General features: G+C 62.5%; 24 protein-coding genes. 8 read left to right on the top strand and 16 right to left on the bottom strand.

Annotated features, from left to right (window positions below; genetic code table 11):
- Positions 1-7 precede the first annotated feature (7 nt).
- The 14 genes from mdcH to pilG all read right to left on the bottom strand — a co-directional run bounded on the left by mdcH (position 8) and on the right by pilG (position 17,464).
- Positions 8-928 carry a malonate decarboxylase subunit epsilon gene (gene mdcH, locus LIS66_RS25115; protein ID WP_042606583.1) on the bottom strand — a complete coding sequence of 307 codons (921 nt, stop codon included), beginning with the start codon at positions 926-928 and terminating at the stop codon, positions 8-10.
- Positions 925-1,545, bottom strand: coding sequence for a malonate decarboxylase holo-ACP synthase (locus LIS66_RS25120; RefSeq protein ID WP_227973235.1), 621 nt, complete (start codon positions 1,543-1,545; stop codon positions 925-927). Before LIS66_RS25120 ends, mdcH begins: the two co-directional genes overlap by 4 nt.
- A complete protein-coding gene (gene mdcE, locus LIS66_RS25125; protein ID WP_227973236.1) occupies positions 1,539-2,324 on the bottom strand; it encodes a biotin-independent malonate decarboxylase subunit gamma in 786 nt (261 codons plus the stop codon). Before mdcE ends, LIS66_RS25120 begins: the two co-directional genes overlap by 7 nt.
- Positions 2,321-3,172 (bottom strand): biotin-independent malonate decarboxylase subunit beta, encoded by an 852-nt coding sequence (locus tag LIS66_RS25130; protein WP_227973237.1) that lies wholly within the window; start codon positions 3,170-3,172, stop codon positions 2,321-2,323. Before LIS66_RS25130 ends, mdcE begins: the two co-directional genes overlap by 4 nt.
- A complete protein-coding gene (locus LIS66_RS25135) occupies positions 3,165-3,464 on the bottom strand; it encodes a malonate decarboxylase subunit delta (protein ID WP_227973238.1) in 300 nt (99 codons plus the stop codon). The genes LIS66_RS25130 and LIS66_RS25135 overlap by 8 nt, the downstream gene beginning before the upstream one ends.
- A complete protein-coding gene (locus LIS66_RS25140; protein WP_227973239.1) occupies positions 3,464-4,321 on the bottom strand; it encodes a triphosphoribosyl-dephospho-CoA synthase in 858 nt (285 codons plus the stop codon). The genes LIS66_RS25135 and LIS66_RS25140 overlap by 1 nt, the downstream gene beginning before the upstream one ends.
- Positions 4,321-5,991: a malonate decarboxylase subunit alpha gene (gene mdcA, locus LIS66_RS25145; RefSeq protein ID WP_065616478.1), complete on the bottom strand. Its 1,671-nt coding sequence runs from the start codon at positions 5,989-5,991 to the stop codon at positions 4,321-4,323. The genes LIS66_RS25140 and mdcA overlap by 1 nt, the downstream gene beginning before the upstream one ends.
- 613 nt (positions 5,992-6,604) lie before the next feature.
- A complete protein-coding gene (locus LIS66_RS25150; protein ID WP_042606576.1) occupies positions 6,605-6,970 on the bottom strand; it encodes a DUF6124 family protein in 366 nt (121 codons plus the stop codon).
- A 530-nt stretch (positions 6,971-7,500) separates the two neighbouring features.
- Positions 7,501-7,971 carry a chemotaxis protein CheW gene (locus tag LIS66_RS25155; RefSeq protein ID WP_042606575.1) on the bottom strand — a complete coding sequence of 157 codons (471 nt, stop codon included), beginning with the start codon at positions 7,969-7,971 and terminating at the stop codon, positions 7,501-7,503.
- Positions 7,964-13,879 carry an Hpt domain-containing protein gene (locus LIS66_RS25160; protein WP_227973240.1) on the bottom strand — a complete coding sequence of 1,972 codons (5,916 nt, stop codon included), beginning with the start codon at positions 13,877-13,879 and terminating at the stop codon, positions 7,964-7,966. The genes LIS66_RS25155 and LIS66_RS25160 overlap by 8 nt, the downstream gene beginning before the upstream one ends.
- A gap of 11 nt (positions 13,880-13,890) precedes the next feature.
- Positions 13,891-15,939, bottom strand: a complete 2,049-nt coding sequence (locus LIS66_RS25165; protein WP_064364165.1) for a methyl-accepting chemotaxis protein — start codon at positions 15,937-15,939, stop codon at positions 13,891-13,893.
- Positions 15,940-16,083: 144 nt separating this feature from the next.
- On the bottom strand, positions 16,084-16,623 hold the full coding sequence (locus tag LIS66_RS25170; protein WP_042606572.1) for a chemotaxis protein CheW: 540 nt from the start codon (positions 16,621-16,623) through the stop codon (positions 16,084-16,086).
- Positions 16,624-16,633: 10 nt separating this feature from the next.
- A complete protein-coding gene (gene pilH / locus LIS66_RS25175; protein WP_039757553.1) occupies positions 16,634-16,999 on the bottom strand; it encodes a twitching motility response regulator PilH in 366 nt (121 codons plus the stop codon).
- Positions 17,000-17,059: 60 nt separating this feature from the next.
- Complete coding sequence (gene pilG / locus LIS66_RS25180; RefSeq protein ID WP_016772743.1) at positions 17,060-17,464, bottom strand: twitching motility response regulator PilG; 405 nt, start codon at positions 17,462-17,464, stop codon at positions 17,060-17,062.
- Between the two features lie 225 nt (positions 17,465-17,689).
- Here pilG and gshB point away from each other — a divergent pair, with 225 nt between their 5' ends.
- The 7 genes from gshB to LIS66_RS25215 all read left to right on the top strand — a co-directional run bounded on the left by gshB (position 17,690) and on the right by LIS66_RS25215 (position 23,784).
- Positions 17,690-18,661 carry a glutathione synthase gene (gene gshB / locus LIS66_RS25185; protein ID WP_042606571.1) on the top strand — a complete coding sequence of 324 codons (972 nt, stop codon included), beginning with the start codon at positions 17,690-17,692 and terminating at the stop codon, positions 18,659-18,661.
- A 153-nt stretch (positions 18,662-18,814) separates the two neighbouring features.
- On the top strand, positions 18,815-19,714 hold the full coding sequence (locus LIS66_RS25190) for an energy transducer TonB (protein ID WP_227973241.1): 900 nt from the start codon (positions 18,815-18,817) through the stop codon (positions 19,712-19,714).
- 172 nt (positions 19,715-19,886) lie between these two features.
- Positions 19,887-20,459, top strand: coding sequence for a YqgE/AlgH family protein (locus tag LIS66_RS25195; protein ID WP_065615068.1), 573 nt, complete (start codon positions 19,887-19,889; stop codon positions 20,457-20,459).
- Positions 20,459-20,896 carry a Holliday junction resolvase RuvX gene (ruvX, locus tag LIS66_RS25200; RefSeq protein ID WP_016772738.1) on the top strand — a complete coding sequence of 146 codons (438 nt, stop codon included), beginning with the start codon at positions 20,459-20,461 and terminating at the stop codon, positions 20,894-20,896. Before LIS66_RS25195 ends, ruvX begins: the two co-directional genes overlap by 1 nt.
- A gap of 81 nt (positions 20,897-20,977) precedes the next feature.
- Complete coding sequence (pyrR, locus tag LIS66_RS25205) at positions 20,978-21,484, top strand: bifunctional pyr operon transcriptional regulator/uracil phosphoribosyltransferase PyrR (protein WP_042606568.1); 507 nt, start codon at positions 20,978-20,980, stop codon at positions 21,482-21,484.
- A gap of 27 nt (positions 21,485-21,511) precedes the next feature.
- Positions 21,512-22,516, top strand: a complete 1,005-nt coding sequence (locus tag LIS66_RS25210; RefSeq protein ID WP_016772736.1) for an aspartate carbamoyltransferase catalytic subunit — start codon at positions 21,512-21,514, stop codon at positions 22,514-22,516.
- Positions 22,513-23,784, top strand: coding sequence for a dihydroorotase (locus tag LIS66_RS25215; RefSeq protein ID WP_227973242.1), 1,272 nt, complete (start codon positions 22,513-22,515; stop codon positions 23,782-23,784). The genes LIS66_RS25210 and LIS66_RS25215 overlap by 4 nt, the downstream gene beginning before the upstream one ends.
- Before the next feature lie 83 nt (positions 23,785-23,867).
- Here the strand turns inward: LIS66_RS25215 and LIS66_RS25220 are convergent, their stop codons facing one another.
- The gene (locus LIS66_RS25220; protein WP_039757549.1) at positions 23,868-24,302 is read right to left on the bottom strand and encodes an NINE protein; all 435 of its coding nucleotides are present in this window, start codon (positions 24,300-24,302) and stop codon (positions 23,868-23,870) included.
- 248 nt (positions 24,303-24,550) lie between these two features.
- Here LIS66_RS25220 and LIS66_RS25225 point away from each other — a divergent pair, with 248 nt between their 5' ends.
- Positions 24,551-25,168, top strand: a complete 618-nt coding sequence (locus tag LIS66_RS25225) for a C40 family peptidase (RefSeq protein WP_042606566.1) — start codon at positions 24,551-24,553, stop codon at positions 25,166-25,168.
- A 102-nt stretch (positions 25,169-25,270) separates the two neighbouring features.
- On the opposite strand, the gene LIS66_RS25230 is transcribed toward LIS66_RS25225, so the two are convergent.
- Complete coding sequence (locus LIS66_RS25230) at positions 25,271-26,305, bottom strand: type IV pilus twitching motility protein PilT (protein ID WP_016772732.1); 1,035 nt, start codon at positions 26,303-26,305, stop codon at positions 25,271-25,273.
- Between the last annotated feature and the right edge of the window lie 11 nt (positions 26,306-26,316).

Genomic DNA, 26,316 nt, shown 5'->3' on the forward strand with positions numbered 1-26,316 from the left:
CGGCGGTTTAGAGTTGGCGGCCACCCTCCTCTCGCAACAGCGCTTGCAGGGTGTCGAGGCGGGCACTGTCGAAGGCAGTGACGGTGCCCTGCTCGAACACCCGGCGCGCCAGCCCGGTGAGCACCGCACCGGGCGGCAGTTCGATCTGTAGACGCACGCCGCGCTCGTAGGCGCTTTGCACGGTGCCGCGCCAATCCACCACGCGGCACATGTTGAAGGCGAGGTCGTCGCGCAACGCTTCCACTTGGGTAACAGGCCGCGCGCGGCTGCCGCTCAGGTAAGCGATTTTCGGATTTTTCAGTTCAACTCTGGCGAAGGCTTCGGCGAGCGCCTGCGCCGGTTTTTCCAGCAATGGGCAATGCGACGGCACGCTCACCGCCAGCCGTTTCGCCACTCCGGCGCCGCGACCGCGCGCCAGTTCGGCCACCGCTTGCATGGCCTTGTCGCTGCCGGCAATCACCACTTGGTTATCGGCGTTGATGTTGGCCAGATACACCGGCGAATCTTCGCTGTGCACCTGGACCAGCAGCGTTTCCACTGTGGACAACTGCAAGCCGATGATCGCGGTCATGCCGTAGCCCTGCGGATAAGCCTGCTGCATCAGCTCACCGCGCAGGCTGACCAGATGCAGCGCATCGCTGAAACTCAAGGCCCCCGCCACCACTGCCGCCGGATAAGCGCCGATGGACAGCCCGGCGACGTAATCTGCTCTCAGGCCATCCTGCAATAACTGCCGTGAAGCAGCGACCCCGGCGATCAGCAGACAGAGTTGGACCGCCCTTGTCGTGCGCAATGCCTCGGTGGAATCCAGCAGCGAGACATCTTCGCCAAGAACATCACTGGCCTCGACCAGGGTGTCGCCGGGCAAACGCTGAAGCATGCCCGCCTGCTGCGCGCCCTGACCGGGAAACACCAGCAGACTGCTCACGCTGCCTGCTCCTGCGGATTCCACGGATCCATAACCAGACACGCCTGATGGGCATTTTTCAGCAGCACCCGCGCCGAATCACTGGCCCATTCGCGCAAGGCCACCGCACCGAACGGCGTCTGCAATTGCGCGTCGACCCGGCACACGGTTTGATCAAAAAGCATGACCAGTTCGCGGGCCTGATCACGACGGATCATCTGCGGCGTACGCAGGATCAAATCGAGATCGCTGGCAGCGTGCATCGCCGCAAAGCCACTGGCCAATTCAAACCCTACGCTGCCGCTGACACCCCAGACCCAACCGCAATCGTCGAGCAGCGGTCGCAGCTGCTGCAGCGCCTGCATCACCGGCAAATCACGCGGGCTGTCGACATGACACAGCGCTTCAGGACTGACCTGCAGGGCAATCGAATCAACCGGCATGAACGCCGCCAGGCGCTGCTCGCGCAAAGCCCCGCGCACACCCACCGCGACAAACCCGGCAGCACTCAACGCCCGCCGCACCACCACCGGTTGCCCGGCCGCCAGCACCTCGACCGCCCACGCCGGCGCATCTGCCGGCAACTGCGCCGGTGTCATACCCCAGAGCAGATCGTGGGCCAAAGTCAGGTTCACCACTGCGCCCTCAGCAGTTCGCGGACGCGGCTGGAGGCGGCGCGATTACTCGCACCGAGGCGGCCCTTCAAATCACTGCTGGTCACATCGCTGATCGCTTGCTTCAGGCACTCGCTCACCCGCGCCAGATCTTCCGCCGTCGGCTGTTCGATCTGCTGCACCGAGAGAGTTTCCCAAAGCAGACCGAGGCTGGCGTAGCTGTCGATGTCGTAGGCCATGGGCGGCACGCTGGCGGCCAGCGCTTCCAGTTCTTCAACACTGCGCAAGGTCACCCGCGCCGCCGAGGCCTTGCCCATCGCGTGCACCATCACACCGGGATCACGCAAAGCAATCAGCCGATTGGCCTGATAACCATGCGCCAGAAACGCCCCGGACATGGCCTTTCCCACCAACAACGCAATCACCGGATGCCCGGCCAATCGCGCACGGGCATAACTGTCCGCCGCGCCGGCCAGGGCCTGATGAATGCCGAGGGCTTCTTCGCGCCGGCCATACGCCTGACTCGGCACATCGACGATGGCGATGATCGGGCGCTTCTGCGCTTGGTCGCGGTCGGCGCTGATCGCGTCATCCACAGCCTTGGCCAGACCCCAGCCTTCGAGCAAGCCGACTTCGCCGTTTCGAGCGCGAGGGAAACGATTGTCCGGGTCGGCGACCACGGCGATAAAACGTCCAAGCTCAGCGTCGGCCACTTTCAATGACGGCGGCAAACCTTCGACGCTTTCAGCGCCCGTGCTCAAGGCGTTGAACCAGTGCAAACCGCGCAATGAATAACTGCTCATGAGCGCTCTCCTTGATACAGATCGCGAACCACCGACGGTTCGATTTGCTGGTCAGTGTTCAGCTTGCCGAGGCGTTGCAGGAACCACTCGGCGCGCTGGCTGCGCGGCTGCGTCGGCAAACCTTGCTGGAGCAATTCGCCGACCTGCTGACGAATCTGCGCCACGTCATCGGCGACATAACGATCCACCAGACCACTGTTGAAACGCTGCTCGCCGCCGGTCACGCTCCAGATGAAGGGCCGGTCGCGGGAATCGTATTCCTCGATCCCGGCTTCCTGTTCGATCACCTGCGGGCCGTTCAAACCGAGACGTGCTTCTTGGGTCACCAGCAAATAACTGCACAGCGCCGCGGCGATCGACATGCCGCCGAAGCAACCGACGCTGCCGGCGACCACGCCGACCACCGGTTGGTATTGCTGCAAATCGACAATCGCCGCGTGAATATCGGCAATCGCCGCGAGGCCGAGATTGGCCTCCTGCAAGCGCACGCCGCCGGTTTCCAGCAGCAACACCGCGCGGGTGGCGATGCCGTTGCGGTTGTCTTCGGCGGCCAGTTCCAGCGCGCCGGCAATCTTCGCCCCGCCAACTTCGCCAAGGCTGCCGCCCTGGAATGCGCCTTCAATCGCCGCGATCACTACCGGCAGACCGTCAAGACTGCCCTTGGCGATGATCACGCCGTCGTCGGCCTGGGGCACCACACCCTGGCGTTCGAGCCATGGCGACATCACCCGTTGAAACGGGTCGAGCAGTTCGCGAAAGGTCCCGGCGTCGAGCAAGGCTTTCGCCCGCTGCCGCGCACCGAGCTCGACAAAACTGTGCTTGTTCAGCAACGCTGCGCTGTCAGTCATGGCCGATCTCCTCGAAACCCTGTTCCAGACGCAAGCGCACCACGCCCGGCGTCGCGCCGAAATCGTGGATGTCGATGGCCATCGCCGGCGGCGTGGTGCCGTCGAACATCCGTACAAACAGGTGTTGCCAGCGCTGCTGCGCGCCGTTGACCGAGGTCTGCACATTGATCGTCAGCTTGCCGGCCGAACCCGGTTCGATCAGCACTTCCAGATCTCCCGAACCGACACAACCGACCAGCGCCCGCCCGCGTGGCGGCTGCCCGGCGGGAAATTCAAACGATAGGCTTTCCATCAAAACGCTCCCTGAACAATGCCGTCGCGCTCGATGCGATCGAGCAGCAGCGTGGCCGCGAGCAAGTCAGCGGCGCCACCGGGCGAGGCATTCAATGCGATGAGTTGTTGATCGAGTTCGTGCAGGCGCCGGCGACCGCTGAGGCTGGCGCTGCCGCCGGCGTCGAGCACCGCTTGCGCCCCCGACTGCATGGCGTGCAAGCCGGGTTCGCCAGCGCGGTAGAGCACGCAGGTGTCGGCCAGCCCGGTCATGATCGCCAGCAAGGCGTCCAGTCGGGCATTCTGTTCGCCGTGGCCGTTGGCGCGGCTTTTCTGCAGTTGCGGCAGGCCGCGTTGCAGCACGGACGGGAAGCCCAGCTGCGCTTCCTCGCGGGCACCGCGTGCGCCGTAACGCTGGGCCACTTGCGCGCCGTGGCTGAGCGGTTTCGGTGCGTAGCGGTCGTCGAGCAGTGCCAGGCGTGCGGCACACAGGGCGATGGATTTCGGTTGCAGCGCGGCGGCCGTCACCAACAGTCCCAGCGCCCAGATCGCGCCGCGATGGGTGTTGACGCCTTGGGTGGTTGTGAGCATGGCTTGCTCGCCGTCACGGCCGATGCGGCCAATCGCTTCGCGCAACGGCAAACCGACTTCGCCAATGTCCAGCGCTGCCTCGGCCATTTCCTTGAACGCTGGCCACAATGCCAGCGCGGACGCGTGCATCAGGCCCAGGTGCAGATCGGTGTGTGCGCCGTTGCCACGACGATCGACCAGCGCCGGTTTCGGCGACAGATCCGCTTCGTCGATCAGCGCGTCCACCGCCAGATCGGCCAATCGATCAGCCAGTGACAGCGGTTTCGCTTGCAGGTTGAATGCGTGCATTACCAGCTCCTGAATTTGGCGGGCGGGTTATAGAGACCGCCGGACCACTCGACCAGATCGGCCACGCTTTTCGCTGCGAGCAATTCGCGGGTGGCGTCGGTGCGGCGGATGCCGAGGTCTTCGGGCAAGGCGATCAGGCCTTCGCGGCGCATGCGTTCGGTGTCTTTCGGGTTGTGCCGCAGGCCGATGGCGGTAACGCCGGCCACCGCTGCGATCATCGCCTGGCGCTCCTCCAGCGAGCGCGCCTTGTACAGATAGGCAATGCCTTCTTCGGTGAGCAGGTGGGTGACGTCGTCGCCGTAGATCATGATCGGTGCCAGCGGCATGCCGCTTTTCTTCGCCACTTCGACCGCGTCGAGGGTTTCGACGAAGGTCGGTTTGCCGCCCTCCTGGAACGTCTCGACCATTTGCACCACGAGTTTCTTGCCGCGTTCGAGCATCGGTTGCGGTGCATCGTCGTGGCGCATGTCCAGCCACGCCGGGGTACCGTGACGCCGGCCGCGCGGGTCGTGGCCCATGTTCGGCGCGCCACCGAAACCGGCGAGACGGCCACGGGTCACGGTCGAGGAATGGCCGTCGCCATCGACCTGCAATGTCGCGCCGATAAACAGATCCACCGCGTATTGCCCCGCCAGTTGGCAGACCATGCGGTTGGAGCGCAGCGAGCCGTCGCGGCCGGTGAAGAACACATCCGGCCGCGCGGCAATGTAGTTTTCCATGCCCAGTTCGGTGCCGAAGCAATGCACGCTCTCGACCCAGCCGCTTTCAATCGCCGGGATCAGCGTCGGGTGCGGGTTGAGCGTCCAGTTGCGGCAGATCTTGCCTTTAAGGCCGAGGGATTCGCCGTAGGTCGGCAGGATCAATTCGATGGCCGCCGTGTTGAAACCGATGCCGTGGTTGAGCGACTGCACATTGTGTTTTTCGTAGATGCCACGGATCGCCATCATCGCCATCAACACATGCACAGGTTTGATGTGGCGCGGGTCGCGTGTGAACAGCGGTTCGATGTAGAACGGCTTGTCGGCCACCACCACGAAGTCGACCCACGACGCCGGAATGTCCACGCGGGGAAGTTCGCTGACGTCGTCGACCAACTGGTTGACCTGAACGATGACGATGCCGTCGCTGAACGCTGCCGGCTCAATCAACGCCGGGGTGTCTTCGGTGCTGGGGCCGGTGTAGATGTTGCCGGCACGATCAGCCATGAAACCGGCCGAGAGCACGACGTTGGGAATCAGGTCCACGACGAGGCGGGCATAGAGTTCGATGTACGTGTGAATGGCGCCGACTTCGAGCAAGCCATCTTCGAGCAACTGGCTGATGCGCAGGCTCTGGGTGCCGGCGAAGGAGAAATCGAGCTTGCGGGCGATGCCGCGTTCGAACAGGTCGAGGTGCTCGGAACGGCCAACGCTGGGCATGATCATGTGCAGGTCGTGGAGTGTGGCCGGGTCGGCTTTGGCCAGCGAACGCGAGAGGAAATCCGCCTGCTTCTGGTTGTTGCCCTCGAGCACCACGCGATCGCCGGGATGGATCAACGCTTCGAGCGCGGCGACGATTTTGTCACTGGGCAACACCGCGCCATCGGCCAGCCCGCGCACCTTGTCGAGCCGGCGCTGCTTCTCGTCACGCCGCCGCGTCCAGCGCGAGTCAGGGGAAATTGTCGTTGTCATGCTCACTCCACGGGGTTCGCTGTCGTGGAGCCACGGTAGGCGCGTGTGGTGAGGGCATCAATCAAGCTGGGTGGTGAATCATTACGCTGAGCGTAACGTTCAAAAGCTACCCTCACCCTAGCCCTCTCCCAGAGGGAGAGGGGACTGATTGGGGGATGCTTGGGAACGACGCCGACCTGAACCAGCCGTGGTGAATCCCGAAACGAAAAATCAACAGCCCCTCACCCTAGCCCTCTCCCGAGGGAGAGGGAACTGATTGGGGGATGCTTGGGAATGACGCCGGCCTGAAGCAGCCGTGGTGAATCCCGAAACGAACAATCAACAGCCCCTCACCCTAGCCCTCTCCCGAGGGAGAGGGGACCGATTGGGGGATGCTTGGGAATGACGCCGACCTGAAGCAGCCGTGGTGAATCCCGAAACGAAAAATCAACAGCCCCTCACCCTAGCCCTCTCCCGAGGGAGAGGGGACTGATTGGGGGATGCTTGGGAATGATGCTGACCTGAACCAGTTGTAGTGAATCCATAATCGACTCGGTTATTCAGGTCGATGTAGGACGCGAGACACCTCGGTCGGCTCCCTCTCCCTCTGGGAGAGGGCTGGGGTGAGGGGCTTTCAGTCGGTTGGCACCATTTTGTCCAGCACCCGGTTCACCGCCATCTCCGCCACCATGACAATCTGCGCGATGCCTTGCAGGGTCTTGCGCTGTGAGCCTTCAACTGAAGCTGCGTGGTTATGCAGCATCACCGTTGCCGAGCCGAGCGTTTCACAGGCATCGGCCAGCAAGGATTCGGTGTCGGCCTCGGGATTGGCCATGTACAGCGTGTTGGGGATGTAAGGCGGGGCCATGAAGTCAGCGCTGGGCGGGCCGAGGTAATGGTCGAGGGCGCGCTCGGCGGCTTCGTGGAATTTCCTGGAGTCGGGGGATTCGTAGGGCGATGCCGGGTCTTTGGTCGGCGGGTTTGGCGATGGTTTTTTCATTTTCAGGTTCCGGATAAAGCCGCAACCGCTTCTCTGCTAAAAGAAGGGTGGCAGCTGAACGCAGGTTAGCAGACCGGGGAACCTAAGGAAGCCGGCGCGCCGAAGCGCCCTGCGCACAGCCGCCATCGAGTGCAGGCGAGAGGCCTGACTGACGGTGCTCGTGCAACCTTAGATTAACCACGGGCTGCTAAACCCGACCACTGCGAATCAGTGACCCGATCCAAGTTACGCAGCATGCCCTGGGCGCACAAGCCGGCGGATTCTGGCGCAGGCGTAGGCAGGGGCGCAAGGATTTGTAGGCTGGTGGGGCGTAACACTTGGTGTCTTTAAACACCGGAAAGGATTGGTGTTTATTGAGCTACAGGAATTGAGGATCTACCTGTGGGATTGTGGTGATGCGGCTGGCGTTATCGCGAGCAGGCTCACTCCTACAATGGATCTGCGTCCAGCCGCAAAATCTCATGCACCGCAGCCCCCTGTAGGAGTGAGCCTGCTCGCGATGAGGCCAGCAAATCCGCCCAAAATCCGGATCAGCCTACTAGGCCAGCCTCCACCAACAACCGCTCCAGCCCCAACAAATCCGGCACCTTCGCCACCTGCTCGCCGACCTGCACCGCCGCCTGCTCTAGCGCACACAACGGCACATCGACATAACTCAACTGACTGTCGAGCTTGTACGACCGCGGAATCCCCTGCACCAGCAGGGCAATGAATTTCAATTCAGGCAAACCACCCAAGGCATTCAAGATCACAATCCGCGCCCGTTCGCCGATGACGATTTTCTGTCCGCACGCCGATTCGAAACTGATCAGCGGAATCTGCCGCTCACGCCATGTCACCCGGCCCAGGTACCACGGTGGGGTGTCGAGGTCGAAGGCGCTGGCCTGGTAGTCGATCAGCTCGGCGATCGCGACGTTGGGCAGGATCAGATTGCGATCGGCCAGCGGCAGCAGCAGCCCGGTGAGCTGGCCGGTGCGCGGGTTGTGCCGGTGTTCATGCATGTTTCTTGCTCCACTGGGCAATGCTCTCCAGCAACACCGATTCCTGATACGGCTTGCCGAGGTAGTCGTTGACGCCGATGGCCATGGCGCGGTCGCGGTGTTTCTGCCCGGTGCGCGAGGTGATCATGATGATCGGCAGGTGTTGCAGGCGTTCGTCGTTGCGCACCTGGGTGGCGACTTCGAAGCCGTCCATGCGCGGCATTTCGATGTCGAGCAGCATCAGATCGGGCATGTGCTCTTCGAGCAGCAGCATCGCATCGACACCGTCCTTGGCGGTCAGCACGTTCATGCCGTGGCGCTCAAGCAAACGGCTGGTGACCTTGCGCACCGTCACCGAGTCATCGACGACCATGATCAGCAGCGGCTTGTGCGGTTCGCTGTCGATCTCCGTGCGCGCCGGCTCTTGCGAAAGACGCGCCTGCATCGCCCGGATCGGGGCGAGCAGATCCAGAATCAGCACCACGCGGCCATCGCCGAGAATCGTCGCCCCCGACACCCCCTGCACCGCCGCGAACTGCGGGCCGAGGCTCTTGACCACGATCTCGCGGGTGCCGGCCATGGAGTCGACCAGCACCGCGATGTGGCGATCGTTGTAATGCACCAGCAGCACCGGCAACGGCAGGTTCTGCCCGAGCAGTTTCGGCCGTGGCGCAGTCTTCAGCAGCTCGCCGAGGTAGCACAGCTCATAACGCTGACCGCCATATTCATATCGGGGCGGATCGTGACGGAAGTGCCCTTCCAGATCATTCGGCAACACGCGCACGATGCCTTCGATGGTGTTCAGCGGAATCGCGTATTGATCCTCGCCACACTGCACCATCAGTGCGCGGTTGACCGACACGGTGAAGGGCAGGCGAATGCGAAAATGCACGCCCTGCCCCGGCACTGAATCGATGCTCATGCTACCGCCGAGCTGACGCACTTCTTCGTGGACCACGTCCATGCCGACGCCACGCCCGGAAATCTGGGTGATCTTTTCCGCCGTGGAGAAGCCCGGCTGGAGGATGAATTGCAGGACATCGCGGTCGCTGATCTCGGCATCGGCCGCCAGCAGACCGCGCTTGATCGCCTTGCGCCGCACGGCTTCCAGCGGCACCCCGGCGCCGTCGTCGCGGATGTCGAAAACCATGTCGCCGCCCTCGCGAGACAGATCGAGGCTGATCTGTCCCTGCGCCGGTTTGCCCGCCGCCAGCCGCACCTCGGCAGATTCCAGGCCATGGTCGACGGCGTTGCGCAGCATGTGTTCCAGCGGCGCGGCCATGCGTTCGAGGACATTACGATCCATCTCGCCATCGGCATTGCCGACAACAAACGCAACATCCTTGCCCAGCTCTTCAGCGACCTGACGAACGATGCGTTTCAGACGCGGGACCATGCGTTCGAACGGCACCATGCGCGTGCGCATCAGGCCTTCCTGCAGCTCGGTGTTGATCCGTCCCTGCTGCTGCAGCAGGTTCTCCGCATCGTGGTTGCGGCGGTCGAGGGTTTCCTTGAGGTCGAGCAGGTCCGAGGCCGATTCGAACAATGCCCGCGACAGTTGCTGCAACTGCGAATGGCGGTCCATTTCCAGCGGATCGAAATCCTCGTAACCGAGGCGCTCACCGTCGACTTGCTGACGGCTGAGAATGCGCCCCTGGGTTTCCGTGTCGAGGCGGCGCAGTTGATCGCGCATACGTTCGATGGTGGTTTCCATCTCGTTCAGGGCAATCTGCGCATCGTTGACCTGCTGCTCGATCCGCCCGCGAAAGATCGACGTTTCTCCGGCCAGATTGACCAGCTCATCGAGCAGTTCGGAAGACACCTTGACCATGTCCGCGCCAGCATCGGCACTCGGTGGCGCAGCCTCAGGCTTGGCCACAGGCAATGGTGCAGGCGCTGGCGGCGCTTCAACCTGCACCGGGTGACTGAAATTCTGGATCGCGTTGATCAGCCGATCGGCCGGTGGGCACGGCTGCCCAGCGCGCACGCCATCGAGCATTTGCGCCAGTCGGTCGTGCCCGCGCTGCACCAGCGCGAACAGTTCGGCAGAGGGTTGCAGCCCACCGGTAGAGAGGCTTTCGTAGAGAAATTCCAGCTCATGGGCGAGGTCGCCGATCGGGCCGATTTCGACCATTCGCGCGCCGCCCTTGAGGGTGTGCAGATCGCGCAGCAGGGTTTCGACTTCCTGGCGGTTGCCCGGCTCGGCCTGCCAGCGCAGCAGTGCGGCGCCGGAGCTTTCGATGATGTCGAAGCCTTCTTCGAGGAAGATCTCCAGCAACTCCGGGTCGTGCCCGGCGTTGTCGTGCTCGGTTGGCGCTGGGGCAGTTTCGCTGGCGGCCTGGCCCTGACGCAGCTGACGGATGGCGTCGATCAGATCCTGCGCCGGGGTCAGCGCTTGATGCGCTTGCAGTTGCTCGAGCATCCCTGCCAAGCGTGCATGACTCTGCTGCAGCAACCCTTCGAGCGCGGTGCTGTGGTTGTAGCGTCGATCGACCAGGCCTTCGTAAAGGTTTTCCAGTTCCTGAGCGAGGTCGCCCACGGCCTCGACTTCGGCCATGCGCGCACCGCCCTTCAGCGTGTGCAAGTCGCGCTGTAACGACGACAGCGGCGCGGTGTTGTCCGGATCCTTGAGCCAGCGCTGCAAGGCTTGTCCCGCGCTGTCGAGGATGTCCACCGCCTCTTCGAGGAAGATTTCAACGATCTCGTCGTCCGGTTCGAGCGCGGCAGCCGATTGCTGCAATTGGGCGGTGGCGCTGCCCAGTTCGCGAATGTCCAGAGTGCGGCTGCCATCGCTGCGGATCAGGCCCATCGACGCCGGGTCGAGGCCTTCGTCGAGCAGTTCCTGCAAGGCGCGGATCCGCTCCGGTTGCGGGGTGATTTCCTGGCCGGCGGCGAGTTCGTCGAGCATGTTGATCAGCGCTTCGTGGGCCAGTTGCGCTTCGTGGAAAAACCGCTCACTGACCGCCAGACTGCTTTCTTCCACCGCGCCATACAGGTCGAGCAAGGCTTCGCATAAACCGTCGACCGGCAGCAGATCGGCAAGGTGCGCGCCTTCGCCGAGGGTGGTCAGTTCATCGAGCAAGGCACTGAGTTCCTGGCGCTCGCCGGGGTGCTGCTGCCAGCGCTGCAAGAGGTTTTCGGCGTCGAGCAGGATGTCCATGCCCTGGGCGAGGAAGTTGTTGATCAGTTGCGGATCGCGCTTTAGGCGCAGGCCGCTTTCAGCGCCATCGGAGCTGGCTTGCAGGCGTTCGGCGAGCAGCGCGTCGGTGCGTTTGATCAGCGACTGCGCACCGACAATCGGCGCCAGCGGATCGTGCTTGAGCTGACGCAGGCCGACACGGAACAGGCCTTCGGCTTCGAGCAGCAATTCGACCTCGTCCAGGTCCAGCGGCAACTGATGCGCCTTGAACTCGCGGGCCAGTTGATCGAGTGACGCGGCAAGTTCGGCCATCGGCAAGACACCGGCCATCGAGGCACTGCCCTTGAGCGTGTGCAGCGCGCGTTGCAGCTCGTCGCTGGCCGGCAACGGCACGTGCTCGGCGGCTTGATCGAGGAAGCGATTAAGGCTGGCGAGATGGGTTTCGGCCTCCTTGCGGAAGATTTCCAGCAGCAGCGGGTCCAGCGCGGCGACGTCGTCGGTGTCTTCGGCGGCCAGCGGTTCATCGCCCTTGGCCAGCGCGTGGGCGCGGGCGGCGAGCTGGTCGACATCGCTGCGCTGGCGTTGGCGCTGGGTGGCGAATTCGTTGATCAGCTCGGGCAGCAGCAACAGCGTGTCGCCGAGCAATTGGCGCAGCACGGCGCCGGGTTCGACGCTTTGCTCAAGCACGCGGTTGAGCAGGTTTTCCACCGCCCAGGCCAGTTCGCCGAGGACCAACGCGCGAACCATGCGCCCGCTGCCCTTCAAGGTGTGGAACGCCCGGCGCAGTTCAGTCAGCGCGGCGCGGTCCTGCGGATTGGCGGTCCAGCGCGGCAGGTATTCCTGGAGCACTGCGAGGACTTCGTCGGTCTCTTCGAGGAACACTTCGCGCAGCTCATCGTCGACCGGTTCTTCATCGGCCGGCGGCGGCATCAGGCTGTCGGGGGTATTGCGCGCCGGTGGGTTGAGCGTCGACAGCGGACTGGCCAGCACCTCGGCCAGTGACTGCACCACTTGAGGGTCATCGAGGGTTTGCAGGCCTTGCATGACCTGCGCTTCGTCAGGGCTGAGCACTTCATCAAGCACAGGCACCTGGGCTTCGCCGGGCTGCTCGCTGGGAAAGAAGCCGAGGCTGGCGAGGCTGTTCTGCGCGACATCGAGCAGATGTTCGGCGGGTACTTGCGGATCGTCGCTCAGGCGTTCGAGGTAATACTCGAGGCTGCTGATCGCATCGGCCAGATGATCGAGTTGCTCCCAGCCCGGTTCGTGAGCATCGAGCATCAAATGCTCGCGAATGAAGCCGTTGCAGGCCTCGACCAGACTCGCCGCCCGTGGCAGTGGAATCATCGCCAGCGCGCCGCGCACCTGCGTCAGCAGGTCGGGCAGCGGTTGCAAATGCTGGCGGTCCCAATCGGCGTCGATGTAGTCGACGATCATGTCCTTGGCCTGTTGCAGGCAGATGCGCGCTTCCTTGATCACGATCTGGTGGATCTGCGTCAGATCGGTGGTCGGCAGGCGCGCATCGTCGGCGCTTTGCGTCTCCACCGTGCCGACCATGCCGGCCAGCGTCGCTTCGACGTAAAGCAAGGCCCCGGCGACGTCCATGAGGATCGCGTCGTTCGGTTCGCGCTGGCCCTGAGCGAGGCTGAGCACCACCGCCAATTGGTCGATGATGACTTTGCGCGGCTGGCCGAAACCCAGCACCGCGAGGGTATCGGCAATCTGCCGCAGCGGCGCGAGCAGGCTGTCCAGATCCGAGGCGTGCTGGCGGTCGCTGCGCACGAACAGATCGAGGCGTTCCTTGACCCGCACCAGCTCTTCGCACAGCGCCGCCAGCACCGAGCGCATGGCATCGCGGTCGGGGCCGGCGAGGCGTGCGCGTTCTTCATCGACCATCGCGCTGTCGGGCAACGCGTCGTCCAGGGAGTAGCGATCTTTCATGGTCAGCATCTGCCCGGTGGGATGTTCGGCTTTGGCAATATAGAACAACAGGCTTTTCAGCAGCTCGGCCGGCGCCGGTTGATTGAGCCCGACGATGCCCTGCTCGAGCAGGCGCTTGAGCTCTTTGTCGGCGTCCTTGAACAGGCTGCGCAGCGCCGGACTGTTGGCGATGACGCCCTCGCGCATGCCCTCGATCAACGCCGAGGCGACCTGCCACAACGGGCTCAACGGCGCGTCGCCGCTCAACGCTTCCAGGCGAGTAAATACCTTGGCCAGATAATCGAGGTGCGTTTGGTCATCCTGTTCGCGCAGCAGACCGACCAGGGCCATTTGCAGCATCTGCCGCAGTTTGCGCAGCACGTTTGGCAGCTCGGGCGGTTCCAGTGCGGCGAGTGCTTCGTCGCCGAGCGGCGCCAGCTCGGGCAATGGCGGACTGAACAGGCTGGTTTCCGCCAGCAGGCTTTCACCACGGGCGCTGCGCAGGTCGTTGATCAGCGGCAACACCACCAGCGGCAGGTCACGACGGGCGCTTTGCACGCGGTCGAGGTACGCCGGCAATTGCCCCAGCGCTTGCAGCATCAGGTGCAGGGCTTCATCGCGGTGCGGCACGCGCTCATGTTGCAGAGCTTCGACCAACTGCTCCATTTCCTCGGCGAGCAATGCCGCGCCGTAGAACTCGACCATTTGCAGACTGCCGTGGACCTGATGAATGTACGCCAGGCATTCGTCCAGCCCGGGGAAGGCCTGCGGATCGTCGAGCACGGCTTCGATCGCCTGATGCGCGAGCTTCAGCGTTTCGGCAATTTCGCCCTTGACCCACTCCAGGGCCACATAGTCGTGCCGATCACCCATAACCACTCCACTCACGCTTTATCTGTCGCCGCCGGCAAGGTGAAACCGGACACCGAACGGCGCAACTGACTGGCCATTTTCGCCAGGTTGCCGATGCTCTCGGCGGTGGCCGTTGACCCCGACGAAGTCTGCGAAGTGATCTGCTGGATCACGTTCATCGTCAGCGAGATCTGCCCCGCCGAGGACGTCTGCTGCTGCGCCGCGTTGGAAATGCTCTGGATCAGCGCCGCGAGGGTCTTGGAGACGCCTTCGATTTCTTCCAGGGCCACACCGGCATCCTGCGCCAGTCGCGCGCCGCGCACCACTTCGGTGGTGGTCTGTTCCATGGAAATCACCGCTTCGTTGGTGTCGGCCTGAATCGCCCGCACCAGTGTTTCGATCTGCCGGGTCGCGGCGGACGAACGTTCGGCCAGCCGCTGCACTTCGTCGGCAACCACGGCAAAACCGCGCCCGGCATCACCGGCCATCGATGCCTGGATCGCTGCGTTGAGGGCGAGGATGTTGGTCTGGTCGGCGATGTCATCGATCAGGCTGACGATGTCGCCGATCTCCTGAGAGGACTCGCCGAGGCGCTTGATGCGCTTGGCGGTGTCCTGAATCTGCTCGCGGATGTTGTCCATGCCGTGGATGGTGTTGTGCACCACCTCGTTGCCCTTGTTGGCGATTTCCACGGAGCGCTCGGCCACCGCCGACGATTCGGCAGCGTTGGCCGAGACCTGATCGATGGACTCGGCCATGTCGCTGATCGCCGTCGAAGCTTCGGAAATCTGCTGGGCCTGTTGCTCAGACGCTTGGGCCAGATGCATGGCGGTGGCCTGGGTTTCCTGCACGGCAGCGGCAACCTGGCCGGCGGTGAGGTTGATGGTCGCCACCAGATCGCGCAACTGGTCGACGGAATAGTTGATCGAGTCGGCGATGGTGCCGGTGAAGTCTTCGGTCACCGAAGCGGTCACGGTGAGGTCGCCATCGGCAAGGTCTTCGATTTCGTCGAGCAGACGCATGATCGCGTTCTGGTTGCGCTCGTTCTTCTCGGCAGTCTCGCGCAACTGGCGATTGGTTTCGCGCACCATGACCAGACCGATGAGGATGATCGAGGCCAGCGCCAGCAAGCCCAGCACATAGCCGCCAATGGTGTCGGTGTTGCGCCCGCCGGCGAGATTTTCGAAACCGGTGGCCAGGTGCGAGGCTTCATCGAGCAGGGTTTGCGACAGGGTGAAGATGTTGCTCGCCGATTCGCGGACCTTGAACAGCTCCGGCGAGGTTTCGAGGATCTCGTCCACGGAGCCTGAAACGAACTGGAACAGCTCGGAGATTTCGCTCAAACGCGCACGGGCGTCGCGGTCTTCGACCTGGCTGATTTTCAGCGCCGGGTTGCCCTGCAACATGCCGTTGAGCACCAGACCGAAACGCGCCGCATCGCGGCCAAAGGCATCGGCGGCCTGCTGCGAATTTTCGTCACCGGCGAGCACGGTGTTGACCGCGCCAAGGATGCGTTCGGCCAGCAACGATTGACGCTGCGCCATCGCCACCTGCGCCGCCGGGGCGCCGCGCTGGAGCAGGATTTCCACGACTTTTTCGTATTCGATCTGCAACTGCGGCACGGTTTCGGCCAGCGTCGCGGCGACCTGATGCAGCGACAGCACGGTCTGTTCGCTGCTGAGGATCGCATCGGTGTTTTTCAGCAGGCGCTCCCAGTCCATTTGCACCGCGCGCATTTCCGGGCGCACGGCGACGGGTGCCGGCGGCAGGCCGGTGTTCGGGTCACCTTTCTTCAGGTAACCCCAGCGCTGGGCGAAATCGTTGCGCGCATCGCTGAGCAACTTGAACGCCGCCGCTTTGCCCGCCGCCGCTTCAGTGGCGTTCTTGGCGATACGTTGCGAGAGCACGCGCAGCTCACCGGCGTGGCCGATGTACTGCTTGTCGTAGTTCGCCTGGGTGTTGAGGTACGCGAAGTTGGCGAACAGCAGCATGATGAACACGATCAGTGCGATAAACAGCACGATGATCTGTGCGCGACTGCGCGATGCTTCTGCCGACTTGCCTGTTTTTGCTTTTGTCATCGGTCCTCGCCTGTTTGAAGCTCGCCCGTTGAAACTGTAGGAGTGAGCCTGCTCGCGATTGAACGATAACGCGGTGTGCTTGATACACCGCGGCGCCTGAATCGCGAGCAGGCTCACTCCTACAAGGGATCTGTGTTGTGACGGCTATATTGCGACACCCATGAACACCGGGGATTTGGCCAGTGCGAACAGGCTGAACACCCGCCAGTTCTGCTCGCGGCGGAAATAGCCTTTGACGAACTCGGCCTTGGAGCCCTGGCGCTTGCTGATCGACAGCGGCTCGAAACTGCCCTGCTCGAAATGCTGCAAACCGATGACCTCGTCAACCATCACCCCGGCGAACACGTCTTCGTGTTCCACCACCAATACCCGCCGCTGTTTGCGCAGCGGCGACAGCTCGTGGCCGAAGAACCCGCACAGGTCCATGATCGGCAGCAGCCGCCCGCGCAGGTTGGCCACACCCTTGACCCACGGTTTGACCCCGGGCAACTGGGTGAAGCGCGGTTCATGCAGGACTTCGCTGACTTCGCCCATCGGCGCCACATACCAATGCTCGCCGAGGCGAAAGCCGATGCCGCTCCAGCGATCCGGGCGCGCCGCTTGCGAGGGCAGGTCCGCCGCCAGCAGGCGGCAGCGCTGGTCGATCTGCCAGAGCAGTTCGAACGCGGTCAGCGATTCGCTCATGATTGCGCGATCAGCCTTTGAGCACGTTGTTCAGGGTCTTGATCAGGGTGTCTTCGTCGACCGGTTTAGTCAGGTAATCCTTGGCGCCCTGACGGGTGCCCCAGACCTTGTCGGTTTCCTGATCCTTGGTGGTGATGATGATCACCGGGATGTGCGCGGTGTCGGCATCCTTGGTCAGTTGCCGGGTCGCCTGAAAACCATTAAGGCCGGGCATGACGATGTCCATCAGCACGGCGTCGGGTTTTTCCTGACGGGCCAGGGCCACGCCGTCGGCGCCGTTCTCGGCCTTGAGCACTTCATGGCCGTGCTTTTCGAGCATGCCGGTGAGTTTGTACATTTCAGTCGGCGAATCATCGACGATCAGGATACGTGCCATGGTCTTCCCCATTTTTCTGGTCGACTGCCGGCCCGCTGGCCGAGCGTCACTGTGCGTGTCTTACTGCGGCAAAACGGCGGCGAAGCCCGGAACATGGGCCTGGATCGCGTTGAGCAGTTCTTCTTTGCTGAACGGTTTGGTCAGAAATTGATCAGAGCCGACAATCCGCCCCTTGGCCTTGTCGAACAAACCGTCCCTGGACGACAGCATGATCACCGGCGTCGCCTTGAAAGCGCTGTTGTTCTTGATCAGGGCACAGGTCTGATAACCATCCAGACGCGGCATCATGATGTCGACGAAGATGATCCCGGGATGGTGGTCGGCAATCTTCGCCAGCGCATCGAAACCGTCGATGGCGGTGATCACTTCGCAACCGACGTTCTTCAACAAGGTTTCGGCGGTGCGGCGAATCGTTTTCGAGTCGTCGATCACCATGACCTTCAAGGCGCTGGACTGCTGTTCCATAAGAGGGTTCTACCGTCGCCTTTGCGAATCAAATTGTCCGATTTACTGTGAATAATGGCCTGAAACCCTTGATAGCCAAGGGCCGGCGCGATCTGCCAGCCTTTTTAGCACAGTCTCCAGATGCAATCTATCGACGGGTTTTTCCTTGACCCGAAACCCGCCCGGCGCCACTCTGGCGGCACTTTTTCAATACCGATCCGGTAGCCAAATTTCGAGGAAAACCCAATGAGCGTTCGCGTCGGGATTGTCATGGACCCTATCGCCAGCATCTCCTATAAAAAGGATAGCTCGCTGGCCATGCTGCTGGCCGCGCAGAAGCGCGGCTGGGAACTGTTCTACATGGAACAGAAAGACCTGTACCAGGCCGAGGGCCAGGCGCGGGCGCGGATGAGCCCGCTGAAAGTCTTCGCCAACCCGGACAAGTGGTTCGAACTGGACGCCGAGCAGGACAAGCTGCTGAGCGACCTGGACGTGATCCTGATGCGCAAGGATCCGCCGTTCGACATGGAATTCGTTTACTCCACCTACCTGCTGGAACAGGCCGAAGCCGCCGGCGTGCTGGTGGTGAACAAGCCGCAGAGCCTGCGCGACTGCAATGAAAAGCTGTTCGCCACGCTGTTCCCGCAGTGCACGCCGCCAACCATCGTCAGCCGTCGCCCGGATGTACTGCGCCAGTTCGCCGATCATCACGGCGACGTGATCCTCAAGCCGCTGGACGGCATGGGCGGTTCGTCGATCTTCCGCCACACCGCCGGCCACCCGAACCTCTCGGTGATCCTCGAAACCCTGACCCTGCACGGCAAGCAGCAAATCATGATTCAGGGTTACCTGCCGGCGATCGTCGATGGCGACAAGCGCATCCTGATGATCGATGGCGAGCCGGTGGATTACTGCCTGGCGCGAATCCCGGCAATGGGCGAAACCCGTGGCAACCTCGCCGCCGGTGGCCGTGGCGAAGCCCGTCCGCTGACCGAGAAGGATCGCTGGATCGCCGCCCAGGTCGGCCCGACCCTGCGCGAGAAAGGCCTGCTGTTCGTCGGCCTCGATGTGATCGGCGAGCATCTGACCGAAATCAACGTCACCAGCCCGACCTGCATCCGCGAAATCGACAACGCGTTTGGCACTGACATCGGCGGCATGCTCATGGATGCTATTGAAAAGCAGCTGCAAGCTTCGAGCCGCAAGCCTCAAGCTTGAAGCCGAGCGACAAGCTTCTGACTTGCAGCTTGCAGCTCGAAACTTGCAACTGCCTCTATACAGCTTGTCGCTTGAAGCTCGTCGCTTGCAGCTAAAAACCAACATTGCGTTATCATGCCGGGCCCATGAAAACGCGATGTTGGTTTTTCTGTAATGACTCTCCCGTCCGATCTGCCCGCTGAACTCGCCCATCGTGGCGTGCGCCCGGCCGATCGCCTCGGTTTTACCCTGTTTCTCGCGGCGCTGATTCATTTGGCGCTGCTGCTGGGCGTCGGCTTCACGATGGTCGAGCCGCAGCAGATCAGCAAAACCCTGGAAATCACCCTCGCCACGTTCAAGACCGAGAAGAAGCCGGAGAAGGCAGATTTTCTCGCTCAGGAAAACCAGGAAGGCAGTGGCACGCTGGACAAGAAAGCCCTGCCCAAGACCACTGAAGTCGCGCCTTTCCAGGACAATCAGGTCAAAAAGGTCACCCCGCCACCCGCGGCCAAGCCAGAGGTGCAGGAAGCCGCACCGAAAGCAGCGGTGACCACCGTCGCGCCGAAACCGAAGAAAGCGCCGACCAAGAAAGAAGAAAGCAAAACCGAGGTCAAGCCGACCGTCGACGCGCCGGTGTTCGACAGCTCGCAGTTGTCCAGCGACATCGCCAGCCTCGAAGCAGAGCTGGCCAAGGAACAACAGCTGTACGCCAAGCGCCCGCGCATCCACCGCTTGAGCGCGGCCTCGACCATGCGCGACAAGGGCGCCTGGTACAAGGACGACTGGCGCAAGAAGGTCGAGCGCATCGGCAACCTCAACTACCCCGAAGAAGCACGGCGCAAGCAGATCTACGGCAATTTGCGCCTGATGGTCTCGATCAACCGCGACGGCTCGCTGTATGAAGTGCTGGTGCTGGAGTCCTCCGGCCAGCCGCTGCTGGATCAGGCCGCGCAACGCATCGTCCGCCTGGCCGCGCCGTTTGCACCGTTTACCGGCGATCTGTCGGATATCGATCGTCTGGAAATCATCCGCACCTGGAAATTTGCCCGGGGCGACAAGCTCTCAAGCAACTGACACACCACATACCCCCTGTAGGAGTGAGCCTGCTCGCGATAGCGGTATGTCAGAACCTGAACATTTGACTGACACCCCCGCTATCGCGAGCAGGCTCACTCCTACAGTTGATCGGTGTGTTGCTTACATCTCCGGCTTGTCAGTTCGCCCCCCGAACGCCACACTAGCGCTCATGAAAAACGTCAGCCCCACCTACCTCAAGCATCACTTCCTGATCGCCATGCCACACATGGCCGACCCGAACTTTGCCCACACCTTGACCTACATCGTCGAGCACACGGCCAATGGCGCGATGGGGCTGGTGGTCAACAGACCGCAAGAGTTGAACCTGGCCGACATCCTCGAACAGCTGCGCCCGGACATCGAGCCGCCGGCGCGCTGCCAGAATGTGCCGATCTTCATCGGCGGCCCAGTGCAGACCGATCGCGGTTTTGTCCTGCATCCAGCAGGCAAAACCTTCCAGGCCACCGCGCAACTGGACGGCGATCTGGCCCTGTCGACGTCGCAGGACGTGCTGTTCGCCATCGCTGACGGCGTCGGCCCCGCGCAGAGCCTGATCACCCTCGGCTATGCCGGTTGGGAAGCCGGGCAACTGGAAGCCGAACTGGCCGACAATGCCTGGCTGACCTGCCCGTTCAACGCCGACATCCTCTTCAATACCCGCAGCGAATTGCGTCTCGAAGCGGCGGCGCGGCACCTGGGCATCGACCTCAACCTGCTCACCAGCCAGGCAGGTCACGCCTGATGGCCCTGCGCCTGATTCTCGGCTTCGACTACGGCACCAAACAGATCGGCGTCGCGGTCGGCCAGGTCATCACCGGCCAGGCCCGCGAGCTGTGCACCCTGAAGGCGCAAAACGGCGTGCCGAACTGGGATCAGGTCGAAGCGCTGATAAAAGAATGGAAACCCGACGCCGTGGTGGTCGGCCTGCCGTTAAACATGGACGGCACGCCCAGCGAGATGTGCGTGCGCGCCGAGAAGTTCGCCCGCCGCCTCAACGGCCGCTACAACCTGCCCTTCTATACCCACGACGAACGCCTGACCACCTTCGAAGCCAAAGGCGAGCGACTGGTGCGTGGCGGGCAGAAAGGCAGTTACCGCGACAACCCGGTGGACGCCATCGCCGCCGCCCTGCTGCTGCAGGGCTGGCTCGATGAAAACACCGCATTGTTTGAATCCTGACAAGCGCTTCGGCGCTTTTCTTTTGGTTATAAACCGAGCTTCGTCCGGCAGGACGCAGCGCGGATTCACGAAGGAGCAACCATGAGCCTGCCCAATCCCGCCGATCTGATCAGCCAGATGGCGACCCGCCTCAAGGCGCACCTTGCCCAGCGTGACATCAGCGAACCGCGTTACATCGGCATCCGCACCGGCGGCATCTGGGTCGCGCAGGCGCTGCTCAAGGAACTGAACAGCGATGCGCCACTGGGCACGCTGGATGTGTCCTTCTACCGCGACGATTTCAGCCAGAACGGCCTGCACCCGCAAGTGCGCCCGTCCGCCCTGCCCTTCGAGATCGAAGGCCAGCATCTGGTGCTGATCGACGACGTGCTGATGAGCGGTCGCACCATCCGCGCGGCGATGAACGAATTGTTCGATTACGGCCGCCCGGCCAGCGTCACTCTGGTCTGCCTGCTGGATCTGGACGCCGGTGAGCTGCCGATCCGCCCGAACGTGGTCGGCGCCACCCTGGCCCTGGCCGGCAACCAGCGGGTCAAGCTGTCCGGCCCCGAGCCGCTGAGCCTCGAACTGCAAGACGTCACCCTTTAATCCGCCCTATTGAGAGTCCCCCTCGCGATGACGCCTCTAGATACCAAGCGCCCGCTGCAGCTCAATGATCAGGGCCAGCTGCGCCACTTCCTCTCGCTCGACGGCTTGCGCCGCGAGTTGCTGACGGAAATCCTCGACACTGCCGACTCGTTCCTCGAAGTCGGTGCCCGGGCGGTGAAAAAAGTCCCGTTGCTGCGCGGCAAGACCGTGTGCAACGTGTTCTTCGAAAACTCCACGCGCACCCGCACCACTTTCGAGCTGGCGGCCCAACGGCTGTCCGCGGACGTGATCACCCTGAACGTGTCGACATCGTCGGCAAGCAAGGGCGAAACGTTGCTCGATACCCTGCGCAACCTTGAGGCCATGGCCGCCGACATGTTCGTCGTGCGCCACGGTGATTCCGGTGCGGCGCACTTCATCGCCGAGCATGTCTGCCCGCAAGTGGCGATCATCAACGGCGGTGACGGCCGACACGCGCACCCGACGCAAGGCATGCTCGACATGCTCACCATCCGTCGGCACAAGGGCGGTTTCGAAAACCTCTCGGTGGCGATCGTCGGCGACATCCTGCATTCGCGGGTGGCACGCTCGAACATGCTCGCCCTGAAAACCCTCGGCTGCCCGGACATCCGTGTGATCGCGCCGAAAACCCTGCTGCCGATCGGCATCGAGCAATACGGCGTCAAGGTCTACACCGACATGGCCGAAGGCCTGAAAGACGTCGACGTGGTGATCATGCTGCGCCTGCAACGTGAGCGCATGACCGGCGGCCTGCTGCCGAGCGAGGGCGAGTTCTACCGCCTGTTCGGTCTGACCACCGCGCGCCTGGCCGGGGCCAAACCGGATTGCATCGTCATGCACCCGGGGCCGATCAACCGTGGCGTGGAGATCGAGTCTGCGGTGGCCGACGGCCCGCACTCGGTGATCCTCAATCAAGTGACCTACGGCATCGCGATTCGCATGGCCGTGCTGTCCATGGCCATGAGCGGGCAGACTGCCCAGCGCCAATTCGAGCAGGAGAACGCCCAGTGAAGCTCAGCATTCTCGGCGCACGCGTCATCGATCCCAGCAGCGGCCTGGATCAAATCACCGATATCCACGTTGAAGCCTGCAAGATCGTCGCCCTCGGCGCCGCGCCGGCGGGTTTCAGCGCAGTAGAAACCATCGATGCCCAAGGCCTGGTCGCCGCGCCTGGCCTGGTCGATCTCAACGTTGCCCTGCGCGAGCCGGGTTACAGCCGCAAAGGCTCGATCGTCAGCGAAACCCGCGCCGCCGCTGCCGGTGGCGTGACCAGTCTGTGCTGCCCGCCGAAGACCAGACCGGTGCTCGACACTTCTGCCGTGGCCGAACTGATCCTCGACCGTGCCCGCGAAGCCGGCAACACCAAGGTGTTCCCGATCGGCGCACTGAGCAAAGGTCTGGACGGTGAGCAACTGGCCGAACTGGTGGCCCTGCGTGACGCCGGTTGTGTGGCGTTCGGCAACGGTCTGGAGAGTTTCCGCAACAGCCGCACCCTGTGCCGGGCGCTGGAATATGCGGCGACGTTTGACCTGACGGTGATTTTCAACTCCCAGGATCACGATCTGGCCGAGGGCGGTCTGGCCCACGAAGGCGCGGTCGCCAGTTTCCTCGGCCTGCCGGGAATTCCGGAAACCGCCGAAACCGTAGCGCTCGCCCGTGACCTGCTGCTGGTCGAGCAGACCGGTGTGCGTGCGCACTTCAGCCAGTTGACCAGTGCTCGCGGCGTTGCCCTGATCGCCCAGGCCCAGGCCCGTGGCCTGAAGGTAACGGCGGATGTCGCGCTGTATCAGTTGATCCTGACTGACGAAGCGCTGATCGACTTCAACAGCCTCTATCACGTGCAACCGCCGCTGCGCACCCGCGCCGACCGCGATGGTTTGCGTGAAGCGGTCAAGTCCGGGGTGGTTTCGGCCATCTCCAGCCATCACCAGCCCCACGAGCGCGACGCCAAACTGGCGCCGTTCGGCGCCACCGAGCCGGGCATCAGCAGCGTTGAGTTGCTGCTGCCCCTGGCGATGACCCTGGTCGAAGATGGTTTGCTCGACTTGCCGACGCTGCTGGGACGCCTGAGCGCAGGCCCGGCCGAAGCGTTGCGTTTGCCGGCGGGCAAGCTGGCGGTAGGAGGGGCGGCGGATATCGTGCTGTTCGATCCGAAAGCATCGACGGTGGCCGGTGAGCACTGGCTGTCGAAGGGCGAGAACTGCCCGTTCATCGGGCACAGTTTGCCGGGTGTCGTTCGCTATACGCTGGTGGATGGGCGGATTACGCACCAGGCTTGATAGCCAGTTGACCCCTTCGCGAGCAGGCTCGCTCCCACAGGTTTTACGGTGATTCCTGTGGGAGCGAGCCTGCTCGCGAAAGCTTACTGGAAGGCGCCGCGATTCTGCGCGTTACGCACCGACACCTGATCGTTCAGCGTCCAGAAGTCATACAGCACACCAATAAAGAACAACCCGCCGGTCAGCAGATACAGCAAGCCGCTGATCCATTTGCCCTGATACATGCGGTGTACGCCGAACACACCGAGGAAGGTCAGCAGGATCCACGCGACGTTGTACTCGATCGGCCCGGCGGCAAAACGCAGGTCGGCCTCGCGATCCATCGCCGGGATCAGAAACACGTCGATGAGCCAGCCAATCCCCAGCAAACCGAAGGTGAAGAACCAGATCGTCCCGGTCACCGGCTTGCCGTAATAAAAGCGGTGCGCACCCGTGAAGCCGAAAATCCACAGCAGGTAGCCGATGACTTTGCTGTGAGTGTCTTTTTCTTTCACGCGGGGTAGCTGATAGCTGTTCATTAAGACCTCATTGCACTCGATAGATAAATATTCTTCATTTCTTTGTGACTTTTTTACAGGTGGCCGACGTATGGCAAATGTTACCGTTGCTAGCGCGAAACCCTTGTAGAACCTGACTTCTGTCGGACAATTGCGTACTTTTTAAGCGGTTTTGGTTCCCTGGCCGGCGGAATGAATCGATGAACGGCCTCGGAACGGCAAAAAAAGCTGTTATAAAGTTGCGCGCTATCACTTACGAGCCACGCCTAATGCGACCATTTTTCAAGACATGGCTGACTATTTGCCTATTAATGCCACTGGCCGCCCACGCCACCAATCGTGAGCAACGTCTTCCTAACGTTAACGGCTTTACCCCTAAATCCCACGCTTCGGCTCCAGCGAGCAAAAGCAGCAAGAGCAAAACCACCACGCTGAGCAGCAAGAGCCGCAGCAAACTGGTGCCACCGATGGCGAGCAAGGAAAGCAGCAATGTGCTGAGCCGTGCGGTGAACGTCCTCGGTACACCTTATCGTTGGGGCGGCAGCAGCCCAAGTAAAGGCTTCGATTGCAGCGGCCTGGTGAAATACGCGTTCAACGACGCTACGTTCGACCTGCCACGCACCTCCAACGCCATGGCCAGCGGTCACGGCGAGAAAGTCGAGCGCAAGGATCTGAAACCCGGCGACCTGATTTTCTTCAACATCAAGAGCCGTCGGGTCAACCATGTTGCCATCTACCTGGGCAACGACCGCTTCATCCACGCCCCGCGCCGTGGCAAAGCGGTGAGCATCGACACGCTGAACAAGCCGTACTGGGAAAAGCACTACGTCGTGGCCAAGCGCGTGTTGCCCAAAGAGCAACAGCAACTGCGTGTAGTCCAGCGCTAAAGATCGAAAGATCGAAAGATCGCAGCCTTCGGCAGCGCCTGTATTGGGATCAGCGTTTCCCTGTAGGAGCTGCCGAAGGCTGCGATCTTTTGCTTTTGGCTACTAGAAATTATCCGGTGTACGCGCTTTCTCGCGGGCATGCTCGCGGCTGATCAGACCCTTGGTCACCAGATCCTTCAGGCACATATCGAGTGTCTGCATCCCCAACGACCCACCGGTCTGAATCGCTGAATACATCTGCGCCACCTTGTCCTCGCGGATCAGGTTACGGATCGCCGATGTCCCCAGCATGATTTCATGCGCCGCCACCCGCCCGCCGCCGATCTTCTTGATCAACGTCTGCGACACCACCGCCAGCAACGACTCCGACAGCATCGAACGCACCATCGACTTTTCGTCGCCGGGGAACACGTCGACCACGCGGTCGATGGTCTTTGCCGCCGAGGTCGTGTGCAGGGTGCCGAACACCAGATGCCCGGTCTCGGCGGCGGTCAGCGCCAGGCGAATGGTTTCCAGGTCACGCATCTCACCCACCAGAATCACGTCCGGATCCTCACGCAGCGCCGAACGCAGCGCTGTGGCGAAGCTGCGGGTATCGCGATGGACTTCGCGCTGATTGATCAGGCATTTGCGCGATTCGTGGACAAACTCGATGGGGTCCTCAATGGTGAGGATGTGGTGATGGCGATGGGTGTTGAGGTAATCGATCATCGCCGCGAGCGTGGTGGACTTGCCGGAACCGGTCGGCCCGGTGACGAGCACCAGCCCGCGCGGCGCATCGGTGATCTTGCGGAAAACATCGCCCATGGCGAGGTCTTCCATGCTCAGCACTTTCGAGGGAATGGTGCGGAACACTGCGCCGGCGCCTCGGTTCTGGTTGAACGCGTTGACCCGAAACCGCGCCACGCCGGGCACATCAAAGGAAAAATCCGTTTCCAGATTTTTCTCGAATTCGATGCGCTGGGTGTCGTTCATGATGTCGTAGATCAGATCGTGCACTTGCTTGTGATCCAGCGCCGGCAGATTGATCCGTCGCACATCGCCATCGACGCGGATCATCGGCGGCAGGCCCGCCGACAGGTGCAGGTCGGATGCGCCCTGTTTGGCGCTGAAGGCCAGCAGTTCAGTGATATCCATAGCGTCCCTCA

The sequence above is a fragment of the Pseudomonas sp. HN2 genome (assembly GCF_020736465.1).
Lineage (GTDB): Bacteria > Pseudomonadota > Gammaproteobacteria > Pseudomonadales > Pseudomonadaceae > Aquipseudomonas > Aquipseudomonas moraviensis_A.

Bases quoted from the DNA above. Each gene is read 5' to 3' on its own strand.
- mdcE (WP_227973236.1), bottom strand. From the start codon at position 2,324: ATGAGCAGTTATTCATTGCGCGGTTTGCACTGGTTCAACGCCTTGAGC.
- LIS66_RS25130 (WP_227973237.1), bottom strand. From the start codon at position 3,172: ATGACTGACAGCGCAGCGTTGCTGAACAAGCACAGTTTTGTCGAGCTC.
- LIS66_RS25135 (WP_227973238.1), bottom strand. From the start codon at position 3,464: ATGGAAAGCCTATCGTTTGAATTTCCCGCCGGGCAGCCGCCACGCGGG.
- LIS66_RS25140 (WP_227973239.1), bottom strand. From the start codon at position 4,321: ATGCACGCATTCAACCTGCAAGCGAAACCGCTGTCACTGGCTGATCGA.
- mdcA (WP_065616478.1), bottom strand. From the start codon at position 5,991: ATGACAACGACAATTTCCCCTGACTCGCGCTGGACGCGGCGGCGTGAC.
- LIS66_RS25150 (WP_042606576.1), bottom strand. From the start codon at position 6,970: ATGAAAAAACCATCGCCAAACCCGCCGACCAAAGACCCGGCATCGCCC.
- LIS66_RS25155 (WP_042606575.1), bottom strand. From the start codon at position 7,971: ATGCATGAACACCGGCACAACCCGCGCACCGGCCAGCTCACCGGGCTG.
- LIS66_RS25160 (WP_227973240.1), bottom strand. From the start codon at position 13,879: ATGGGTGATCGGCACGACTATGTGGCCCTGGAGTGGGTCAAGGGCGAA.
- LIS66_RS25165 (WP_064364165.1), bottom strand. From the start codon at position 15,939: ATGACAAAAGCAAAAACAGGCAAGTCGGCAGAAGCATCGCGCAGTCGC.
- LIS66_RS25170 (WP_042606572.1), bottom strand. From the start codon at position 16,623: ATGAGCGAATCGCTGACCGCGTTCGAACTGCTCTGGCAGATCGACCAG.
- pilH (WP_039757553.1), bottom strand. From the start codon at position 16,999: ATGGCACGTATCCTGATCGTCGATGATTCGCCGACTGAAATGTACAAA.
- pilG (WP_016772743.1), bottom strand. From the start codon at position 17,464: ATGGAACAGCAGTCCAGCGCCTTGAAGGTCATGGTGATCGACGACTCG.
- gshB (WP_042606571.1), top strand. From the start codon at position 17,690: ATGAGCGTTCGCGTCGGGATTGTCATGGACCCTATCGCCAGCATCTCC.
- LIS66_RS25190 (WP_227973241.1), top strand. From the start codon at position 18,815: ATGACTCTCCCGTCCGATCTGCCCGCTGAACTCGCCCATCGTGGCGTG.
- LIS66_RS25195 (WP_065615068.1), top strand. From the start codon at position 19,887: ATGAAAAACGTCAGCCCCACCTACCTCAAGCATCACTTCCTGATCGCC.
- ruvX (WP_016772738.1), top strand. From the start codon at position 20,459: ATGGCCCTGCGCCTGATTCTCGGCTTCGACTACGGCACCAAACAGATC.
- pyrR (WP_042606568.1), top strand. From the start codon at position 20,978: ATGAGCCTGCCCAATCCCGCCGATCTGATCAGCCAGATGGCGACCCGC.
- LIS66_RS25210 (WP_016772736.1), top strand. From the start codon at position 21,512: ATGACGCCTCTAGATACCAAGCGCCCGCTGCAGCTCAATGATCAGGGC.
- LIS66_RS25220 (WP_039757549.1), bottom strand. From the start codon at position 24,302: ATGAACAGCTATCAGCTACCCCGCGTGAAAGAAAAAGACACTCACAGC.
- LIS66_RS25225 (WP_042606566.1), top strand. From the start codon at position 24,551: ATGCGACCATTTTTCAAGACATGGCTGACTATTTGCCTATTAATGCCA.
- LIS66_RS25230 (WP_016772732.1), bottom strand. From the start codon at position 26,305: ATGGATATCACTGAACTGCTGGCCTTCAGCGCCAAACAGGGCGCATCC.